17 protein-coding genes are annotated in these 16,112 nt (G+C 65.7%); 6 read left to right on the top strand and 11 right to left on the bottom strand.

The annotated features are described in order from the left end of the window. Positions 1-40: 40 nt before the first annotated feature. Positions 41-322 (bottom strand): hypothetical protein, encoded by a 282-nt coding sequence (locus KSS93_RS12415; protein ID WP_217842733.1) that lies wholly within the window; start codon positions 320-322, stop codon positions 41-43. Positions 323-380: 58 nt separating this feature from the next. Then, entirely contained in the window at positions 381-986 is a 606-nt protein-coding gene (locus KSS93_RS12410; protein WP_217888502.1) for an arylesterase, read from the bottom strand. A gap of 10 nt (positions 987-996) precedes the next feature. On the opposite strand from KSS93_RS12410, the gene KSS93_RS12405 reads away from it, so the two are divergent. Together KSS93_RS12405 and KSS93_RS12400 are read left to right on the top strand one after the other, a co-directional pair. Further along, a complete protein-coding gene (locus KSS93_RS12405; protein WP_217888501.1) occupies positions 997-1,680 on the top strand; it encodes an ABC transporter ATP-binding protein in 684 nt (227 codons plus the stop codon). Next, positions 1,680-4,187: an ABC transporter permease gene (locus KSS93_RS12400; protein WP_217888500.1), complete on the top strand. Its 2,508-nt coding sequence runs from the start codon at positions 1,680-1,682 to the stop codon at positions 4,185-4,187. Before KSS93_RS12405 ends, KSS93_RS12400 begins: the two co-directional genes overlap by 1 nt. Positions 4,188-4,259: 72 nt before the next feature. On the opposite strand, the gene greB is transcribed toward KSS93_RS12400, so the two are convergent. The 4 genes from greB to KSS93_RS12380 form a co-directional block, all read right to left on the bottom strand. Continuing rightward, positions 4,260-4,733 carry a transcription elongation factor GreB gene (gene greB, locus KSS93_RS12395; protein WP_217888499.1) on the bottom strand — a complete coding sequence of 158 codons (474 nt, stop codon included), beginning with the start codon at positions 4,731-4,733 and terminating at the stop codon, positions 4,260-4,262. A 75-nt stretch (positions 4,734-4,808) separates the two neighbouring features. After that, the gene (locus tag KSS93_RS12390; RefSeq protein WP_217842689.1) at positions 4,809-5,117 is read right to left on the bottom strand and encodes a hypothetical protein; all 309 of its coding nucleotides are present in this window, start codon (positions 5,115-5,117) and stop codon (positions 4,809-4,811) included. Between the two features lie 233 nt (positions 5,118-5,350). Then, positions 5,351-5,785: a DoxX family protein gene (locus KSS93_RS12385; RefSeq protein WP_217888498.1), complete on the bottom strand. Its 435-nt coding sequence runs from the start codon at positions 5,783-5,785 to the stop codon at positions 5,351-5,353. A gap of 114 nt (positions 5,786-5,899) precedes the next feature. Next, the gene (locus tag KSS93_RS12380) at positions 5,900-7,303 is read right to left on the bottom strand and encodes an MltF family protein (RefSeq protein ID WP_217888497.1); all 1,404 of its coding nucleotides are present in this window, start codon (positions 7,301-7,303) and stop codon (positions 5,900-5,902) included. A 157-nt stretch (positions 7,304-7,460) separates the two neighbouring features. Between KSS93_RS12380 and KSS93_RS12375 the strand changes: the two genes are divergently transcribed. The 3 genes from KSS93_RS12375 (at position 7,461) to KSS93_RS12365 (ending at position 10,293) form a co-directional block, all read left to right on the top strand. After that, positions 7,461-8,267, top strand: a complete 807-nt coding sequence (locus KSS93_RS12375; protein ID WP_217888496.1) for a TatD family hydrolase — start codon at positions 7,461-7,463, stop codon at positions 8,265-8,267. A gap of 87 nt (positions 8,268-8,354) precedes the next feature. Next, entirely contained in the window at positions 8,355-9,833 is a 1,479-nt protein-coding gene (locus tag KSS93_RS12370) for a methyl-accepting chemotaxis protein (protein ID WP_217888495.1), read from the top strand. Positions 9,834-9,924: 91 nt separating this feature from the next. Continuing rightward, complete coding sequence (locus tag KSS93_RS12365) at positions 9,925-10,293, top strand: Mpo1-like protein (RefSeq protein WP_217888494.1); 369 nt, start codon at positions 9,925-9,927, stop codon at positions 10,291-10,293. A gap of 147 nt (positions 10,294-10,440) precedes the next feature. Here KSS93_RS12365 and KSS93_RS12360 read toward each other — a convergent pair whose 3' ends face one another. The 3 genes from KSS93_RS12360 to KSS93_RS12350 form a co-directional block, all read right to left on the bottom strand. Beyond that, entirely contained in the window at positions 10,441-11,238 is a 798-nt protein-coding gene (locus KSS93_RS12360; protein WP_217888493.1) for an acyl-CoA thioesterase, read from the bottom strand. Between the two features lie 82 nt (positions 11,239-11,320). After that, positions 11,321-12,088: a CHAD domain-containing protein gene (locus KSS93_RS12355; protein ID WP_217888492.1), complete on the bottom strand. Its 768-nt coding sequence runs from the start codon at positions 12,086-12,088 to the stop codon at positions 11,321-11,323. Between the two features lie 14 nt (positions 12,089-12,102). Beyond that, positions 12,103-12,381, bottom strand: a complete 279-nt coding sequence (locus tag KSS93_RS12350; RefSeq protein ID WP_217842681.1) for a hypothetical protein — start codon at positions 12,379-12,381, stop codon at positions 12,103-12,105. A 155-nt stretch (positions 12,382-12,536) separates the two neighbouring features. On the opposite strand from KSS93_RS12350, the gene KSS93_RS12345 reads away from it, so the two are divergent. Next, positions 12,537-13,577 carry a patatin-like phospholipase family protein gene (locus KSS93_RS12345; RefSeq protein WP_217888491.1) on the top strand — a complete coding sequence of 347 codons (1,041 nt, stop codon included), beginning with the start codon at positions 12,537-12,539 and terminating at the stop codon, positions 13,575-13,577. A 212-nt stretch (positions 13,578-13,789) separates the two neighbouring features. Here KSS93_RS12345 and KSS93_RS12340 read toward each other — a convergent pair whose 3' ends face one another. Both KSS93_RS12340 and hupB read right to left on the bottom strand, forming a co-directional pair. Then, a complete protein-coding gene (locus KSS93_RS12340; RefSeq protein WP_217888490.1) occupies positions 13,790-15,649 on the bottom strand; it encodes a SurA N-terminal domain-containing protein in 1,860 nt (619 codons plus the stop codon). A 179-nt stretch (positions 15,650-15,828) separates the two neighbouring features. After that, positions 15,829-16,101, bottom strand: coding sequence for a nucleoid-associated protein HU-beta (gene hupB / locus KSS93_RS12335; protein WP_054883552.1), 273 nt, complete (start codon positions 16,099-16,101; stop codon positions 15,829-15,831). Positions 16,102-16,112 lie beyond the last annotated feature (11 nt).

Here is a 16,112-nt window from a genome sequence, read left to right as displayed (position 1 = left end):
CAAGCGTTTCAGATGATGAAAGGTGTTTCACGCAACCGGCTCAGAGCTCCGGCCATACCGGCCGCATACCACGGCGCTGCGCCTCGAGGATGGCCTTGCACAACGGGCACAGACGCTCGTCGCGATAGATGGCGCGCGCCACCCCCGACCAGCGCGGCTGCGCTGGCAACAGGCCACCGCACAGGGTGCGGTCCACCGGCACGCCCAGCTCCAGCTGACGGGCCACCAGGTGCACGCGCACTTCCTGGCAGGCAAACAGGTCCAGTTGCTCGTCAGGCTCGATCAGTTGGTAGGCGTACAGGGACCAGGCGGGGCGGGGCATCGGGGGCACTCGAATCGGGGGGCGCAACATTAGCCGAAAGCGGCCCCCGATAAAAGCGTCACAGCAAGGGTTTTATCGTCGGCCAGGCGTTTTCCAGCAGGCGCTGCTGGGCGACCTGTGCCGGGTGCAGGCCGTCGGCCTGCATCATCTCGGGCACGCCCCCTACCCCATCGAGGAAGAACGGCACCAGCGCGACTTTTTTCTGGCTGGCCAGCTGTTCGTACACCTGGGCAAAGGCGGTGGTGTAGCGCACCCCGTAGTTGGGCGGCAGGCGCATGCCCAGCAATACCACCTTGGCACCGGCCTGGCGGGAGCGGTCGATCATTGAGGCAAGATTTTGTTGCAATTGCGCGGGCGGCTGCCCGCGCAGGCCATCGTTGCCGCCCAGCTCCAGCACCACCAGCTGCGGCTTGTGCGCTGCAAGCAGCGCCGGCAGCCGCGCCTGGCCGCCGGCACTGGTGTCGCCGCTGATCGACGCATTGACCACCGTATCGTCAAAACCCTCGTCCTTCAGCCGCTGCTGAAGCAGGGTGACCCAGCCCTGGCGGGTATCCAGGCCAAAACCTGCGCTGATACTATCGCCGACAACCAGCACGGTTCCCGCCACCGCCCCCTGGGCCAGGCAACACAAGGCCAGGCCGGCACTCAACCACCACATTCGCATCGGATTCTCCATGGGCCCCAGCATTCTCGTTGCGCAGAACCTTAGCAAAGTGGTCCCCAGCGCGGAAGGTGACCTGACTATCCTCCACGCACTCTCCCTCGACCTCGCCCAGGGCGACAGCCTGGCCATCGTCGGCGCCTCGGGCTCGGGCAAGTCCACCCTCCTCGGCCTGCTCGCCGGCCTCGACCAGCCCAGCGCCGGCAAGGTGGTGCTGGCCGGCCACGACCTCGGCCCGCTGGATGAAGACCAGCGCGCCCGGGTGCGTGCCGAGCATGTGGGTTTCGTGTTCCAGTCGTTCCAGTTGCTCGACAGCCTCAACGCCCTGGAAAACGTCATGCTGCCGCTGGAGCTGGACGGCCGTCGCGACGCCCGCGAGCATGCCCGCAGCCTGCTCGAGCGAGTCGGCCTGGGTAAACGCCTGAGCCATACCCCGCGCCAGCTTTCCGGTGGCGAGCAACAGCGGGTGGCCATCGCTCGCGCCTTCGCCGCGCAGCCAGCGGTATTGTTCGCCGACGAGCCCACCGGCAACCTCGACAGCCACACCGGCGAGCGTATCAGCGACCTGTTGTTCGAGCTGAACCAGGAGCGCGGCACCACGCTGGTGCTGGTGACCCACGACGAACGCCTGGCGCGGCGCTGCCGCCGCCAGATCCGCCTGGATGCCGGCCGCCTGGTGGCGCCCCTGGAGCCATGATGACCCGCCTGTCGTTTCCACGCCTGTGCGCCCTGGCCCTGCGCCAGCTGCTGCGCGATGCCCGCGCCAGCGAAGTGCGAGTGCTGTTTTTCGCACTGCTGGTGGCGGTAGCCGCCAGCACCGCCATCGGCTACTTCGGTGCCCGACTCAACGGCGCCATGCAACTGCGCGCCAGTGAATTCCTCGGCGCCGACCTGGTGCTGCAGGGCAGCGCCCCGGCCAGCGAGCAGCAGGTCAACAGCGGCGCGGCGCTGAACCTGCGCCACGCCCGGGTGGTGGAGTTCACCAGCGTGGTGGGTGGCGACAAGGGTATTCAACTGTCGAGCATCAAGGCCGCCGACCCGGCCTACCCCCTGCGCGGCCAGTTGCGCAGCGCGCCCGCTCCCTATGGCGTGGAAACACCCGGCGGCGGCCCGGCAGCCGGCGAAGCCTGGGTCGAGCCACGCCTGCTGGTGGCCCTTGACCTGTCGATCGGCGACAGCATCGACGTGGGCATGAAGACCCTGCGCATGACCCGCGTGCTCACCTACGAGCCAGACCGCGCCAACAACTTCTACAGCCTCACCCCGCGGGTGTTGATGAACCTCGCCGACCTGGATGCCACCGGGGTGATACAGCCCGGCAGCCGGGTCAGTTACCGCGACCTGTGGCGTGGCGAACCCGAGGCCCTGGCGCAGTATCGGCAAGGCGTCGAAGCGTCACTGGCCGCCAACCAGCGCCTGCTCGACACCCGCGACGGCAACCGGCAGATCGGCGGTGCCCTGGGCAAGGCCGAGCGTTACCTGAACATGGCCAGCCTGGTGGCGGTGCTGCTGGCTGGCGTTGCCGTGGCGCTATCAGCCAGCCGCTACGCCGCTCGGCGTCTGGACGCCAGTGCGCTGCTGCGCTGCCTGGGGTTGTCGCGTCACCAGGCCCTGGGCCTGTACTGCCTGCAACTGGCGATGCTGGGCATCGTGGCGGCGCTGGCCGGCGCACTACTGGGCTGGCTGGCGCAACTGGGACTGTTCCGCCTGCTCGAAGGCTTGCTACCCAGCCAGGTGCCGCCCGGCGGTCTGACCCCTGCCCTGGCCGGCATCGGCACCGGGCTGGTGGCCCTGGCCGGCTTTGCCCTGCCGCCGTTGGCAGCCCTGGGCCGCGTGCCACCCCTGCGGGTGCTGCGCCGCGACCTGCTGCCGATCCCGCCCAGCAGCTGGCTGGTCTACGGCGCTGCACTGCTGACCCTGGGCCTGATCATGTGGCGCTTGAGCCTGGACCTGTTGCTGACCTTCGCCCTGCTCGGCGGCGGGCTGATCGCCGCGCTGGTGCTCGGCGGGCTGTTGCTGCTGGGGCTGCGCAGCCTGCGCCAACTGCTGGCCGGCGCGCCGCTGGCCTGGCGCCTGGGCCTGGGCCAGTTGCTGCGCCACCCGCTGGCCGCCGCCGGCCAGGCCCTGGCCTTCGGCCTGATTTTGCTGGCCATGGGGCTGGTGGCGCTGCTGCGCGCCGAGTTGCTGGACAACTGGCAGGCGCAGTTACCCAAGGACGCCCCCAACCACTTCGCCCTGAACATCCTCGCCGACGACCGCCAGCCGTTCGCCGAACGCCTGGCGCAGATCAACGCCACCTCGGCGCCGCTGTACCCGGTGATCCCGGGGCGCCTCACCCATATCAACGACGAGCCGGTGCGCCAACTGGTGAGCAAGGAGTCCACCGGCGAGCGCGCCGTGCAACGCGACCTCAGCCTGACCTGGTCTGCCGAGCTGCCCCAGGGCAACGCGCTCAGCGCCGGCAGTTGGTGGCAGCAGGTACCGGCCGCCGACGCGATACCTGGGGTTTCGGTGGAAGCAGAACTGGCACAAAGCCTGAAGCTGCAACTGGGCGACCTGTTGACCTTCGACATCGGCGGCCAGCAGCGCCAGGCGCGGGTCAGCAGCCTGCGCACGGTGCACTGGGACAGCTTTCAGCCGAACTTCTACATGATCTTCCAGCCCGGCACCCTGCAGGGGCTGCCTACCACCTACCTGACCAGCTTCTACCTGGAGCCTGGGCACGACCAAGAGGTGGTCGTGCTGTCGCGAGCCTTCCCGGCGGTGACCATCCTGCAGGTCGATGCCCTGCTGGCGCAGCTGCGCAGCATCCTCGCCCAGGTGACCCTGGCGGTGGAGTACGTGCTGCTGTTCGTGCTGGCAGCAGGCTTGGCGGTGTTGTTCGCCGGCTTGCAGGCGACGTTGGATGAACGCATTCGCCAGGGCGCGCTGCTGCGGGCACTTGGCGCGGCGCGGCCGCTGCTGGTGAAGGCGCGGCGCATCGAGTTCGGTTTGCTGGGCGCGGTGAGCGGGTTGCTGGCGGCGCTGGGCTGCGAGGTGATTACCTGGGCGCTGTACCGCTATGCGTTCGACCTGCACTGGGCGCCGCACCCGTGGCTGCTGGTGCTGCCATTGGCAGGGGCGGTGCTGGTGGGCGGGGCCGGGGTGCTCGGCACGCGCCGGGCGCTGAATGCCAGCCCGTTGGCGGTGTTGCGCGAGAGTTAAGGTTGGCTGCTCGAGCACTGTCGCCGGCAAGCCGGCTGCTGCAGGGGTATGTGACTGCCTGTAGGGGCCGGCTTACGGCTGATAGCGAATGCTGTTGACGTACCAGGTCGCCTCGCCGGTCGGCGTCTGTACCCGCACTTCATCGTCCTGGCTTTTTTTGAGCAACGCGCGAGCCATGGGCGAGTCGATGGAGATGTAGTCATTGCGGCCATGGATTTCGTCATAGCCGACAATGCGAAAAGTCAGTTGCTCGCCGTCATCGTTCTCGATTTCCACCCAGGCGCCAAAAAACACCCGGCCTTCCTGCTCCGGCGCATACGCCACCACCTTGACGTCCTCCAGGCGCTTGCGCAGGTAGCGCACGCGGCGGTCAATCTCGCGCAGCAGCTTCTTGTTGTACTGGTAATCGGCGTTCTCGCTGCGATCGCCCAGCGACGCGGCCCAGGTGACCTTCTGAGTGATCTCGGGGCGATACACGCGCCACAGGTGGTCAAGCTCCTTCTTCAGTGCTGCATGACCTTCGGTGGTGATGATGTTGGTGCTCAACGGCTGTCTCCTCAGTGCATCCGCGGCAGGCGCCTGGCGCCCACCGAGTGACCGACATTGCGAAAAAACGCGCACTCAACGACGGGTGATCAGCCCCTGGCGGGCGATGCGGGTGAGCTGGCCGATCACTTCGGCGGCGTCTTCGGCGGCCGGAGCCTGGATGACTGCCAGGTCGAAGCGGTCGTTGCCGTACTGGCCAAGCTGGGCGCAGCTTTCGAAAAACTGGATGAGGAACGCGCGGGCCTGGCCCTTGCGACGGGAAAAACCGTCGAGGTTGCGCAGGAGCGTGGGCTGATGCTGGCCACCCAGCAGAATGCGCGGGGTACGGGAAGCCTGGTCTTCAGGCAGGGGGCTTAAACAAACACTGGTACGTGGACAACTCATGGAGTCTCTCTGCGCCTCGCTGATCCCGCTGGGCAGCGGTGCGAGGCGTCACCGAACCAGCGCTTTAGCGGTATTTCGGATGGCCCACCGGAGCCTCTCCTGCGCCCCGCAAGTAGCTGTTTAAATCGGCGCAATCGGTATGCTAGAGCCTGACGCTATAAGTTACAAGCTGTAAATCACGACATAAGCCCGCCCCCACATCGGGGGGGGGCGGGCTTGCCTGGCAGTGGGCCTCAGCGGGCGATCAGGCGGTCCAGGGACAGGCGGCCGGCACCTTCGATCAGCACCGCCACACTACCGGCCAGCAGGGCCAGGGCGAATTCGTAGCCGTTGTTGGACATGAACAGGCCGTTACCAATGTGCACCGAGAAAATCGCCACCACCAGCGTTACCGCCAGGGCCAGGGCTGCCGGGCGGGCCAGCAAGCCGACCACCAGAGCCAGGCCGCCGAAGAATTCTGCACTGCCGGACAGCAGTGCCATCAGGTAGCCAGGGGCCAGGCCGATGCTTTCCATCCACTGCCCGGTGCCTTCCAGGCCGTAGCCACCGAACAGGCCGAACAGCTTCTGTGCGCCATGGGCCATGAAGATGATGCCGACCAGGATGCGGACGACGCTCAGGCCGTAGCCAGCGCGGGTGTTCAGCAGGGATTTGATGGCGGTGTTCATTGCGTTGCTTCCTTGTGTGAGCAGATGTTTGGTTTCGATGGGGGCCATCTTAATCGAACCTGCAAATAAGAAAATCGCAAAAACCCCGTAGTTACTATCGATGATTTCGATTTATCACCGCTTGACCACCCGCTCCAAGGACGCCCGCTCACGGTTGAACGCCAGGTAGTACTTGTTGACGCTGTTGACGAAGCTCACCGGCCCCATGCCCACCTGTTCCATGGCGATGCGCTCGGTCTGGAAGAACCACTGGTTGCCGTTGAGCCCGCGGCGCCGGGCTTCGGCGCGCATGGCCTGAACCCGCTCGGGGCCGAGATTGTAGGCAGCCAGCACAAACGCCATGCGCTCGCGTTCGTTGATTTGCGGGCTGGCGAAGAACTTGCGGCGGATCATCGCCAGGTAGCGGGCGCTGGCCTGCACGTTGCCGTCAACGCTACTGGTGTTGCTCACCCCCACCCGCTGCGCCGCCGACGGAGTGATCTGCATCAGCCCGTGGGCACCGCCGCTGCCACGGGCCTTGCTGTCGAGGGTCGACTCCTTGAATGCCAGCGCCGCCAGGTTGAGCCAGTCGATCTGCTGGTCGGTGCCGTGCTTCTGCAGCACCGGGCGCAACGACGCCAGGCGCTGGCGGTCCTGGCGAGCCAATGGGTTGTGCACCCGGTACTGGCGGCGGTAAATGCGCTCGAAAGCAGCGTCCTGGTTGTCCGGGGCCCGGTAGGTGGCGAGGAAGCGGTCCACCGCCGCACGCAACATCGGCGCATCGTCGCGCAGGTACCAGCGAATGGACCCGGGCCGGGCCAGGCTCAGCTTGTTGTCCAGGCGCAGGCGCGGCATCACCCGCGACCAACGCCGGGCGATCGGCTGCTCGACCACGGTCAGCGGGTAAATGCCGGCCTGGACCATCTCCAGCACATCTTCTACCGCCAGGGTCGGGTCCACCCACTCGACCTTGATCGGCGCACGCTTGCGCAGTACCAACTGCTGGTTGATAGCCTGGATCGCCACCCCGGCAGCACTGGCGCTGGTCAGCGCCACCGTGCGCCCGGACAACTGCTCCACACGGCTGTAGCTGCGCTCGCCCTTGCGCCCGACCAGCACCAGCGGCACCTGGTCGACCACCGGCGCGCTGGGCTGCACACCGCGCACCAATGCAGGGTCAAGCAATTCGCCAGGCGCTGCCAGGTCGCCTTCGCCGCGCTGCAGCGCTGCCAGCAACTGCTCTTTCGCCCGCGGGACGATCTTCAAGGTGATTTCTTGCCCGTCAGCAACTCGGGCGTTGAGGGCATGCTCCAGCGCCCGCAGGCGGTAGTACTCCACCCCCACCGGCTCACCCTTGACCTCGCCGGAGCTGTTGCGGCTCTGGTTGACCAGCACCCGCAGCACCTTGCTCGAGCGGATCTGCCCCAGGTCGCGGGCCTGACTGGCCGGCACGTGCTGCTGCGGCCCGGGCTCGCGGGCGTGCGCCGGCACAGCGACGAGCAGGCCGAGCAACAACAATGCAGTGAGGGTTCGCAGCATGGAGAAACGGCTCCGAGGGCGGTTGAGGTGCGCCATGCGCGATGATCATTCCGTGATAAATGACGGCAAAAGACCACAGCAAACGTTTGAAGTTCTTGGTTTTTCGCGCTCCAGCGGTTTTTGCTATGCTGGCCGCCCCGCGGCACGAGGTAGCACCATGCAACTGATCGATATCGGCGTCAACCTGACCAACAGCAGTTTCCATGACCAGCAGGCGGCCGTGGTCGAGCGCGCCGTGCAAGCCGGCGTGGTGCAGATGGTCCTGACCGGCACCAGCCTTGAGGTTAGCGAGCAGGCCCTTGAGCTATGCCAGCAGCTCGATGGCGACGGCCAGCGGCTGTTCAGCACCGCTGGCGTGCACCCCCACGATGCCAGCCACTGGAGCGGTGACAGCGAGCGGCAATTGCGCCAGCTGCTGGCGCAGGAACGGGTCAAAGCCGTAGGTGAATGCGGCCTGGACTTCAACCGCGACTTCTCCCCTCGCCCGCTGCAGGAAAAGGCCTTGGAAGCGCAGCTAGCCCTGGCCGCCGAGCTGCGCCTGCCGGTGTTCCTGCATGAACGTGATGCCAGCGAACGGCTGCTGGCGATCCTCAAGCACTACCGCGACCAACTGCCCGCCGCCGTGGTGCATTGTTTTACCGGCGAGCGCGAGGCGCTGTTCGCCTACCTCGACCTCGACCTGCACATCGGCATCACCGGCTGGATCTGCGACGAGCGCCGCGGCACCCACCTGCACCCGCTGGTGGGCAACATACCCAAGGGCCGACTGATGCTGGAAAGCGATGCGCCGTACCTGCTGCCGCGCAGCCTGCGACCCAAGCCGAAGAACGGGCGCAACGAACCGGCCTACCTGCCCGAAGTGCTACGCGAGGTAGCCCTGCACCGCAGTGAAAGCGCCGAGCTCACCGCCGCCCATACCAGCGCCTGCGCGCGGGCGTTCTTCGGCCTGCCCGAGGTTTCTTGACGCATATCAACAAGCCGGCTGGCCTTGGCGGGCACAATGATGGCACCTTGCCAACAATGTTTTTCGCCAACTCAGAGAAGACCTACCATGGGTGCCTGGCTTAGCAATATTTCGCTGAAGTACAAATTCTGGGCCGTCAACGCGGTGGCCTTCGTCACGACCTTGCTGCTGGTGCTCTACGCCGTGCACCTGGAGCAACAGGCCCGCGCCGAGGGCACCCAGGCCCTGGTGCAGGCGCAAGCCCAACTGCTGGCTTCACGGCCGGCAGGGCAGCCCCTGCCTGCCCCGCCCAACCTGATCACCTGGCAGGCCGGGCAGGCGCCGCAGTTTGCCGGCGAGCCGCTGCCAGCCCTAGACGATGCCCAAGGTTGGGTGGAGTTGCCTGCGGCCACCCTGCTCGGTGACAACCCGCTGTTCGGCGCCCAGGTCATCCGCCAGGGCGACCAGCGCCTGGCCCTGCTCGCCCAGTCGCCAAGCCTGAGCCAGGTGTTCTTCGACCGCTTCAGCAACTACGCCGTGTGCGTGTTGGTCCTGATGTTGGCCATGCTCGGCGCTTCGCAGTTGCTGATCCGCTTCCTGCTGAGCCAGCTCAACACCCTCAAGGACGTGATGCTGCATGTGGAGCGCACCGGCGACCTGTCGGCGCGGGTGCCGCTGGCCTGTGGCGACGAAGTCGGGCAGATGGCCGGCGCCTTCAATGCCATGCAGGCCACCTACCATCGAGTGGTCAGCACCGTGGCGCGCACCGCCGCGCAGTTGGACTCGGGCGCCGCGCGCCTGGCCGGCAGCATGGACGAGGTGCGCCACGGCATGATCGGCCAGCAGAGCGAAACCGACCAGGCCGCCACCGCGATCAACGAGATGACCGCCACCGTGCACCATATCGCCCAGCACGCCGGCGCCACCCGCGACCTGTCGCAGACCGCCGACACCCTGGCTGGCAGCGGCCAGGCGGTGGTCAGCCGGGTGCAGGACTCCATCGCCGGGCTGTCCAGCGGCGTGCAGCAGACGGCCGAGATGATCCGCCAGCTGGCCGACGACAGCCAGAAGATCAACGGCGTGGTCGGGGTGATCCACAGCATTGCCGAGCAGACCAACCTGCTGGCGCTCAACGCCGCCATCGAGGCTGCCCGCGCCGGCGACCTGGGCCGGGGCTTTGCCGTGGTGGCCGACGAGGTGCGCAACCTGGCCAAGCGCGTGCAGACCTCCACCGACGAGATCACCACCATGGTCGCCGACCTGCAGGCCGGTACCCGCGATGCTGTGGACTTCATGCAGGAGAGCTCGTACAAGGCCGACGACTGCGTGCGCCAGGCCAAGGAGGCCGGCGAAGCCCTGGCCGAGATCACCAGCGCGGTGGCACAGATGCGCGAAAGCAACACGCAGATTGCCGTGGCCGCCGAACAGCAGAGCCAGGTGGCCGAGGAGATGAACCGCGCAGTGGTGAGCATCCGCGACGTCACCGAGGAAACCGTTCAGCAGACCGTGGGTTCGGCCACCACCAGCAACGAGCTGGCGACCCTGGCCGGGGAGCTGAACAAGGTGATCGGCCAGCTCAAGCTGTAGGGCTGTGCGGCTATGGTCACCATAGCCAGCCTCGATTGGCCCCCACCCGGGGGCCGCACTAAGCTTTGGGCATGTCTGTGAGGAACTGCCCATGAACAAAAGACTGCCCAACCTGCCCGCCTGGCAATGGCGCGGCTACCACCATAACCATCGCCACCCGGCCAACCTGGTGTTGCACCTGATCGCCGTGCCGCTGTTCATTATCGGCGCCCTGCTGGTGCTGTCGGGGCTGTTCGGGCTGGACCTGTCGCAGATCGCCGTTGGCGTCATTGCCCTGGTTGCGGGCCTTGGATTGCAGCGCCAGGGGCATCGCCTGGAAGCCGAACAACCCGAGCCGTTCGCCAACCGCAAAGACGCCGTGCAGCGCCTGCTGACCGAGCAGTTCGTCACTTTTCCCCGGTTCGTGGTGAGCGGGGCGTGGTGGAAGGCCTGGCGCGAACGGCACAAGCATCGGCATTGAAGTCGGACACTGACTCTGTAGGAGCGGCCTTGTGTCGCGATGGGCTGCGTAGCAGCCCCGGCAATTTCGCATGGCGCTAAGACCTTGGGGCCGCTTCGCGCCCCATCGCGACACAAGGCCGCTCACCACAGGGGCGTGGTGCGCTGATCAGGCAAACACGGTGACGGTCTGTCGGCTCAGCGCCACCAACTCCCCTTCTGCGGTCCACAGCGCCGCAGCCGCATGCCCGTAGCCATCGCGGGCATGTTGGGTTTCCACTACGTAGCGGCACCAGTCCAAAGTCGACAGCGCCGGTGCGGGCTGGATGAACTCGATGGTCCAGGTAAGCGTACTGCCAGCCGCAGGCTGCTTGAGGTGCGGCAGCAGGCTGGGGGGCCAGGCGTCCACCAGGGCCAGCACGTGAGCAGCCTGCGCCGGCGCTTCGGCGACATCGCGCAGGCGCACCCAGCCGCCCATCTGGCGTGACGCATTGCCACTGAACGGCAACCCGCCCACGGCCCAGCGCAAGGCCACATGACGCATGAACTCCGGTGTGACCCCCTTGATGAAGGGCAGCTCGGGTGCGGCTTGTTCAAGCGGCTTCAGAGCTGCCGCCGGCAACGCCTCGACAGCGACCACCGACGGCCTGCCGGCACCGAAGCTACCCTGCACCAAGGTCACCACCTGGCCGTTCTGCACCGCCCGGCCAAGCAAGGTGCTGACCGCCTTGCCCTCGCGCAGTACCTCGACTTCCAGACTGATAGGCACCTCCGGCGCCGCCGGGCCAACGAAGGTGATGGCCAGCGAGCGCACCGGGCGGTCATCGGCCAGTTTCAGGCGCATGGCCTCGTGCAGCATGGCCGCCATCAGCCCGCCGAATACCGCCCGGCCCTGGGCCCAGTCGGCCGGTACGCTGACTGCGTCAGGGTGGGCGCGCGCCGCTGCGAGCAACTCGGTGAAGTTCATAAGGGCTTGGCTCCTGCGCAAAAGCTCGATCTTAACCAGCCGTTACTGCAGCGGCAGCCCGTATATCGGTCATTTGCAGGGGCTATCGGCGCTCCAGCGCCTTGTGCAGCGCGTCGAGGGTCAAATCCGACTTGCCCTCGGCTGCGTGCAGTTCGTGCTCCCAAGCCACCTTGCAGCCTGCCAGGTCAGGGTGGTCGCGCACCTGCAACAGCCACTGCAGGCGGTCGTGCCAGTCACCCAAATCACCCTGGGCTTTTTTCAGAAGGCGCTGCAGCTTTTTGCCGGCATGCTCGAGTTGCGGGTAGGAATCGTCGCCGTAGCGTACCCGCTTGATCAGCAGGCGCAGGCGATGACGATCGTGGGCCGGGTCCTGCAGCGCCTCGGCAAGCTTGTTCCATTGCTTTTCCAGGCGCTTGTCGATGCGCTGGCGCAGCCGCTCGGCCAGGCCCTCGCGATCGGATGCCCGCAGGAACAACGGAAACGCATCGAGAATCAGCAGCACCCGCTTGAGCTGGGGGCTGGCCGCTACGCTGGCGAAGGTACCCGCCCTGCCCTCCAGGCGCCGTTGCCCGGCCAGCAGGTGGCCACGGGCGACCAACTGGGCCGCCAGCACCTCACGGTCACGCAGCGGCGTGGTCAGGGTGCCGAGGGACTTCGCCGCCTCCTCCAGCTGGTCCACCCCTGGCAGGCCCCGTAGCGGGCGCAACAGGCTGCGCAGGCGCCGCAGGGCGATACGCAGGTCATGCAGCGCTTCGCTGTCGGTGTTGGCCACCAGGCGTTCGCGGCAGGCCAGCAGACGCACCTGCACGGCCAGCACCTGGGCTACCACATGGTCGAGCATGGCGGGCATAGAGACCTCCCAGGTCAACGGCCGGCGCGGGACTCACGGATGTAGAAGCGGGCTTTTTCGGCCTTGGCCGTGCAGCTTTCATAACCTTCGAACTGCTGCTGGGTCTTGGCACCGGTCAGCAGCGACAGGGCCTTGGAGTAGCTCACAGCACCGGCGAAACCTTCGGCCTTGGCCAGGTCCAGTTCCTTCCAGGCGGCATCGAGCTGCGTCGCGCAACTTTCGCGATAAGCCGTCTTGCCAGCGCAGCCAGCCAGGGCCAGGGCAATCAGGGGAAGGGCAATCCAGGCTTTCATGGGGGTAACCTCGAAGAAGGGAAACGGTATGGCCGTTCGACGGTACAACAGCTGAAAAGTGCCCTGCTCAGCGTAGTTCAGCGCGGGCTACATTGAAGCACAGGGGGCGATGGGTGCATTGTTGGACCATGGTTGCACAGCTACCGGGGGAAAACATGAGCAAACGTGTAGCGCTAGTATTGGGATCGGGCGGTGCCCGGGGGTATGCACACATCGGTGTGATCGAAGAAATCGAGCGGCGCGGCTACGAGATCGCCTGCATCGCCGGGTGCTCAATGGGGGCGGTGATCGGCGGTATTTACGCCGCCGGAAAGCTCGACGAATACCGCAGCTGGATCGAGAGCCTGGACTACCTCGACGTGCTGCGCCTGGTGGATGTGAGCTTTCGCCTGGGTGCCATCCGCGGCGACAAGGTGTTCGGGCAAATTCGCAAGATCGTCGGTGAGATCAACATCGAACAGCTGCGCATCCCCTACACGGCGGTGGCTGCCGACCTCACCAACCAGCAGGAGATCTGGTTCCAGGAAGGCTGCCTGCACCAGGCCATGCGTGCCTCGGCGGCGATCCCCAGCCTGTTCACCCCGGTGGTGCAAGGCAACCGCATGTTGGTCGACGGCGGCATCCTCAACCCGCTGCCGATTGTGCCGGTGGTGTCCAGCCATTGCGACCTGATCATCGCGGTCAACCTCAACGCCACCAACCAGAAGCAGTACCAGTTGCCGGTGATCGAACGGCCAGCGGCGTTCCGTATGCGTTTCGATGCGCTGATCAGTTCGCTGGGCTCGCGCATGCCGTTCCGCCGCAAGCCTGCCGAGCAGTTGCTGCGCCTGGACCAGGAGATCAACGCCGAAGGCATGGCGTCACCCAACCCTTGGCTGGCCGACGGCGCCAAGCCTGAGGCTCAGCAACCGGCGGCGGCACCGCAAAGCGAAGGCGCGCCGAAGTCGGCCACCGGCTCTTTCATCATCGACAACGTGGGGCCGGCGTCACTGCTGGATTTGATCAACCAGAGTTTCGAGGTGATGCAAACGTCGCTTGCGCAGTACAAGATTGCCGGCTACCCACCGGACGTGCTGATCAACGTACCCAAGCGGGTATGCCGGTTCTTCGAGTTCTACAAGGCGCCGGAGCTGATTGCCCTGGGGCGTGAGATTGCGCGGGATACGCTGGATAGCCATGAGGGGGTGAGGCGGTAGGGTGAAGGCCGCCTCTCATAGAACAAACTACAACTCATTGATTTAACACGCTTCCCACAGGGACCACGGTGCATCTGCGAGACTAGTTTTCTGCGCGACCGCGCAGCCCGAAAGGGCTGGGTGATCTCCTACAGGGTCATGTGTGTGGCGCTTCTGAACTGCAGAAACGAAACAGGCCGCTTGCGCGGCCTGTTTCGTGGTGGCTGGGGTACTCAGTAGCGAGTGACGTCAGCCTTGGCTTCCAGTTGCTTGCGGAACGCCGCGAAGTCTTGCGAACCGGCACGCGAAGCGAGGTAGCGGCGGATCTGCGCTTTCTCTTCGTCGGTGGCGGCAGCGCCTTCGTTGACGCCCCTGAGCTGCAGCACAACCAGGCTGCCATCACCCAGCACCACACTGCCGTACACCGGCTTGTCCTTGGACTCAGGCTTGCCCAGGCGGAACACTGCCTGCAGCTCGGCCGGGTCGATACCGTCCTGGCCACGGGTAGCCGCTTCCTGCACCTTCCAGCTCTGGCTGGCAGGCTTGACCGAACCGTCACGCAGGCCGGCGACCAGCTTGTCGGCCTTGGCCTTGAGTTCGGCAGTCGCCTTGTCCTTGGCCAGCTGCTGGCTGATGTTCCTGGCCACGGCCTCGAGCGGCAGTTGCTCAGGCTTGCGGTGTTCCTTGACGCGCAGCACCACCACGGTTTCCGGATCCAGCTCGATGCCGTTGCTGTTGGCGCCCTCATCCATGACTTCTTCGCTGAACGCGGCCTGTACCACGGCGCGGTTGGCAGTCACGCCCTCGCCACCCTCGCGGCCGAACGGCGCCGAAGTGTGCACCTTCAGGCCCAGGTCCTGGGCCGGCTGGGCCAGGTCGGAGGCTTCGAAGGCGGCGTCTTCGAGCTGCTTGGTGGCCTCGACGAAGCGCTGCTCCACCTGCTGGGTCTTCAGCTCGTGGGTCAGCTTGTCTTTCAGGCTGGCGAAGCTCGGTACGTCCGGCGCTTCGACACCCAGCAGCTTGATCAGGTGGTAGCCATATTCGGTATGCACCGGGGCCGATACCTGGTCCTTGTTCAGCTTGTACAGGGCTTCTTCGAAGGCAGGGTCGTAAACGCCGGGGCCGGCGAAGCCCAGGTCGCCGCCAGCGCTGGCCGAGCCCGGGTCCTGGGAGAACTCCTTGGCCAGCTTGGCGAAGTCTTCACCCTTGTTCAGGCGCTGCTGGATTTCTTCGATGCGCGCCTTGGCCTGGGCATCGCTGGTCTTGTCGTTGACCTCGATCAGGATGTGCGCTGCACGACGCTGCTCGGCGAGGTTGGCAATTTCCTTCTCGTACAGGGCCTTGAGCTCGTCATCGTTGACCTTGACCTGGTCGAAGAAGGCCGCCTTCTTCAGCTCGATGTAGTCGATGACCACTTGGTCGGGGGTCATGAACTCCTTGGCGTGCTGGTCATAGTGCGCCTTGACCTCATCGTCGCCCACCTTGATCGCGGCCGGGTCGGCCTTGAAGGTCAGCGAGGCGAAATCGCGGGTCTGCTTCTCCAGGCGGGCGAAGGCCTCCACCTGCTTGTCAGTGACGAAGCTGCTGCCGGCAAGGCCGGTGCGCAGCTGGCCGATGAGCATTTCCTGGGCGAGCATCTCGCGGAACTGCATGCGGCCGTAGCCCATCTGGCGAATCACCGAGTCGAAACGCTCGGCACTGAACTTGCCATCAACCTGGAATTCGGGCGTCTGCAGGATCAGTTGATCCAGCGCGGCTTCGGAGAAAGCGAACTTGGCGTCTTCGGCGCCCTGCAACAGCAGCTTGCGGTCGATCAGCCCCTTGAGCGCGGCTTCGCGCAGCATTTTCTCGTCGAGCAGGGCCGGGTCGAAGTCCTTGCCCAGCTGTTGCATCAGCTGGCGGCGCTGCATGTCGACGGCCTGGCTCAGCTCGTTCTGGCTGATGGTCTGGCCGTTCACCTTGGCGGCGTCCTGGCTGTGGCTGGCGGCCTGGAAAATGGCCTCGAAGCCAGTCAGCGCCATCAGTACGACGATGAGGCCAATGATGGTCTTGGCAATCCAACCTTGTGAATTGTCCCGGATATTCTGCAGCATGCGTCCCCCAGAAACGGTTGTACCACTGCGTCGACAACCGCGGAGCGTGGGTAGAGTCCTGATAGAAGAAAGGCGCATCCAGTGGATGCGCCTTCTCGAAGCGAGCGTGCCAGCGGGAACGTTTGCGACCCGCCGTCACGCGGTCGGCCGGGGCAAGCCCTGGCCGGCTGAAAGACGACTTAGTTGACGGCGTCTTTCAGGCCTTTGCCAGCCTTGAAACCTGGAACCTTGGCAGCAGCGATCTTGATCGCCTTGCCGGTTTGCGGGTTACGGCCGGTGCGCTCTGCGCGCTCTTTGACCGAGAAGGTACCGAAGCCAACCAGAACGACGTCGTCGCCTGCTTTCAGGGCACCGGTCACGGAGTCGATGACAGCGTCCAGAGCTTTGCCAGCGGCAGCTTTGGAAATGTCAGCAGATACGGCGATAGCGTCAATCAGTTCCGACTTGTTCACTCTAAGTCCCC

This window comes from Pseudomonas xanthosomatis, from assembly GCF_019139835.1.
In the GTDB taxonomy this organism is placed as follows: Bacteria; Pseudomonadota; Gammaproteobacteria; order Pseudomonadales; family Pseudomonadaceae; genus Aquipseudomonas; species Aquipseudomonas fakonensis.
This window is presented reverse-complemented; position numbering and strand designations above follow the sequence as displayed.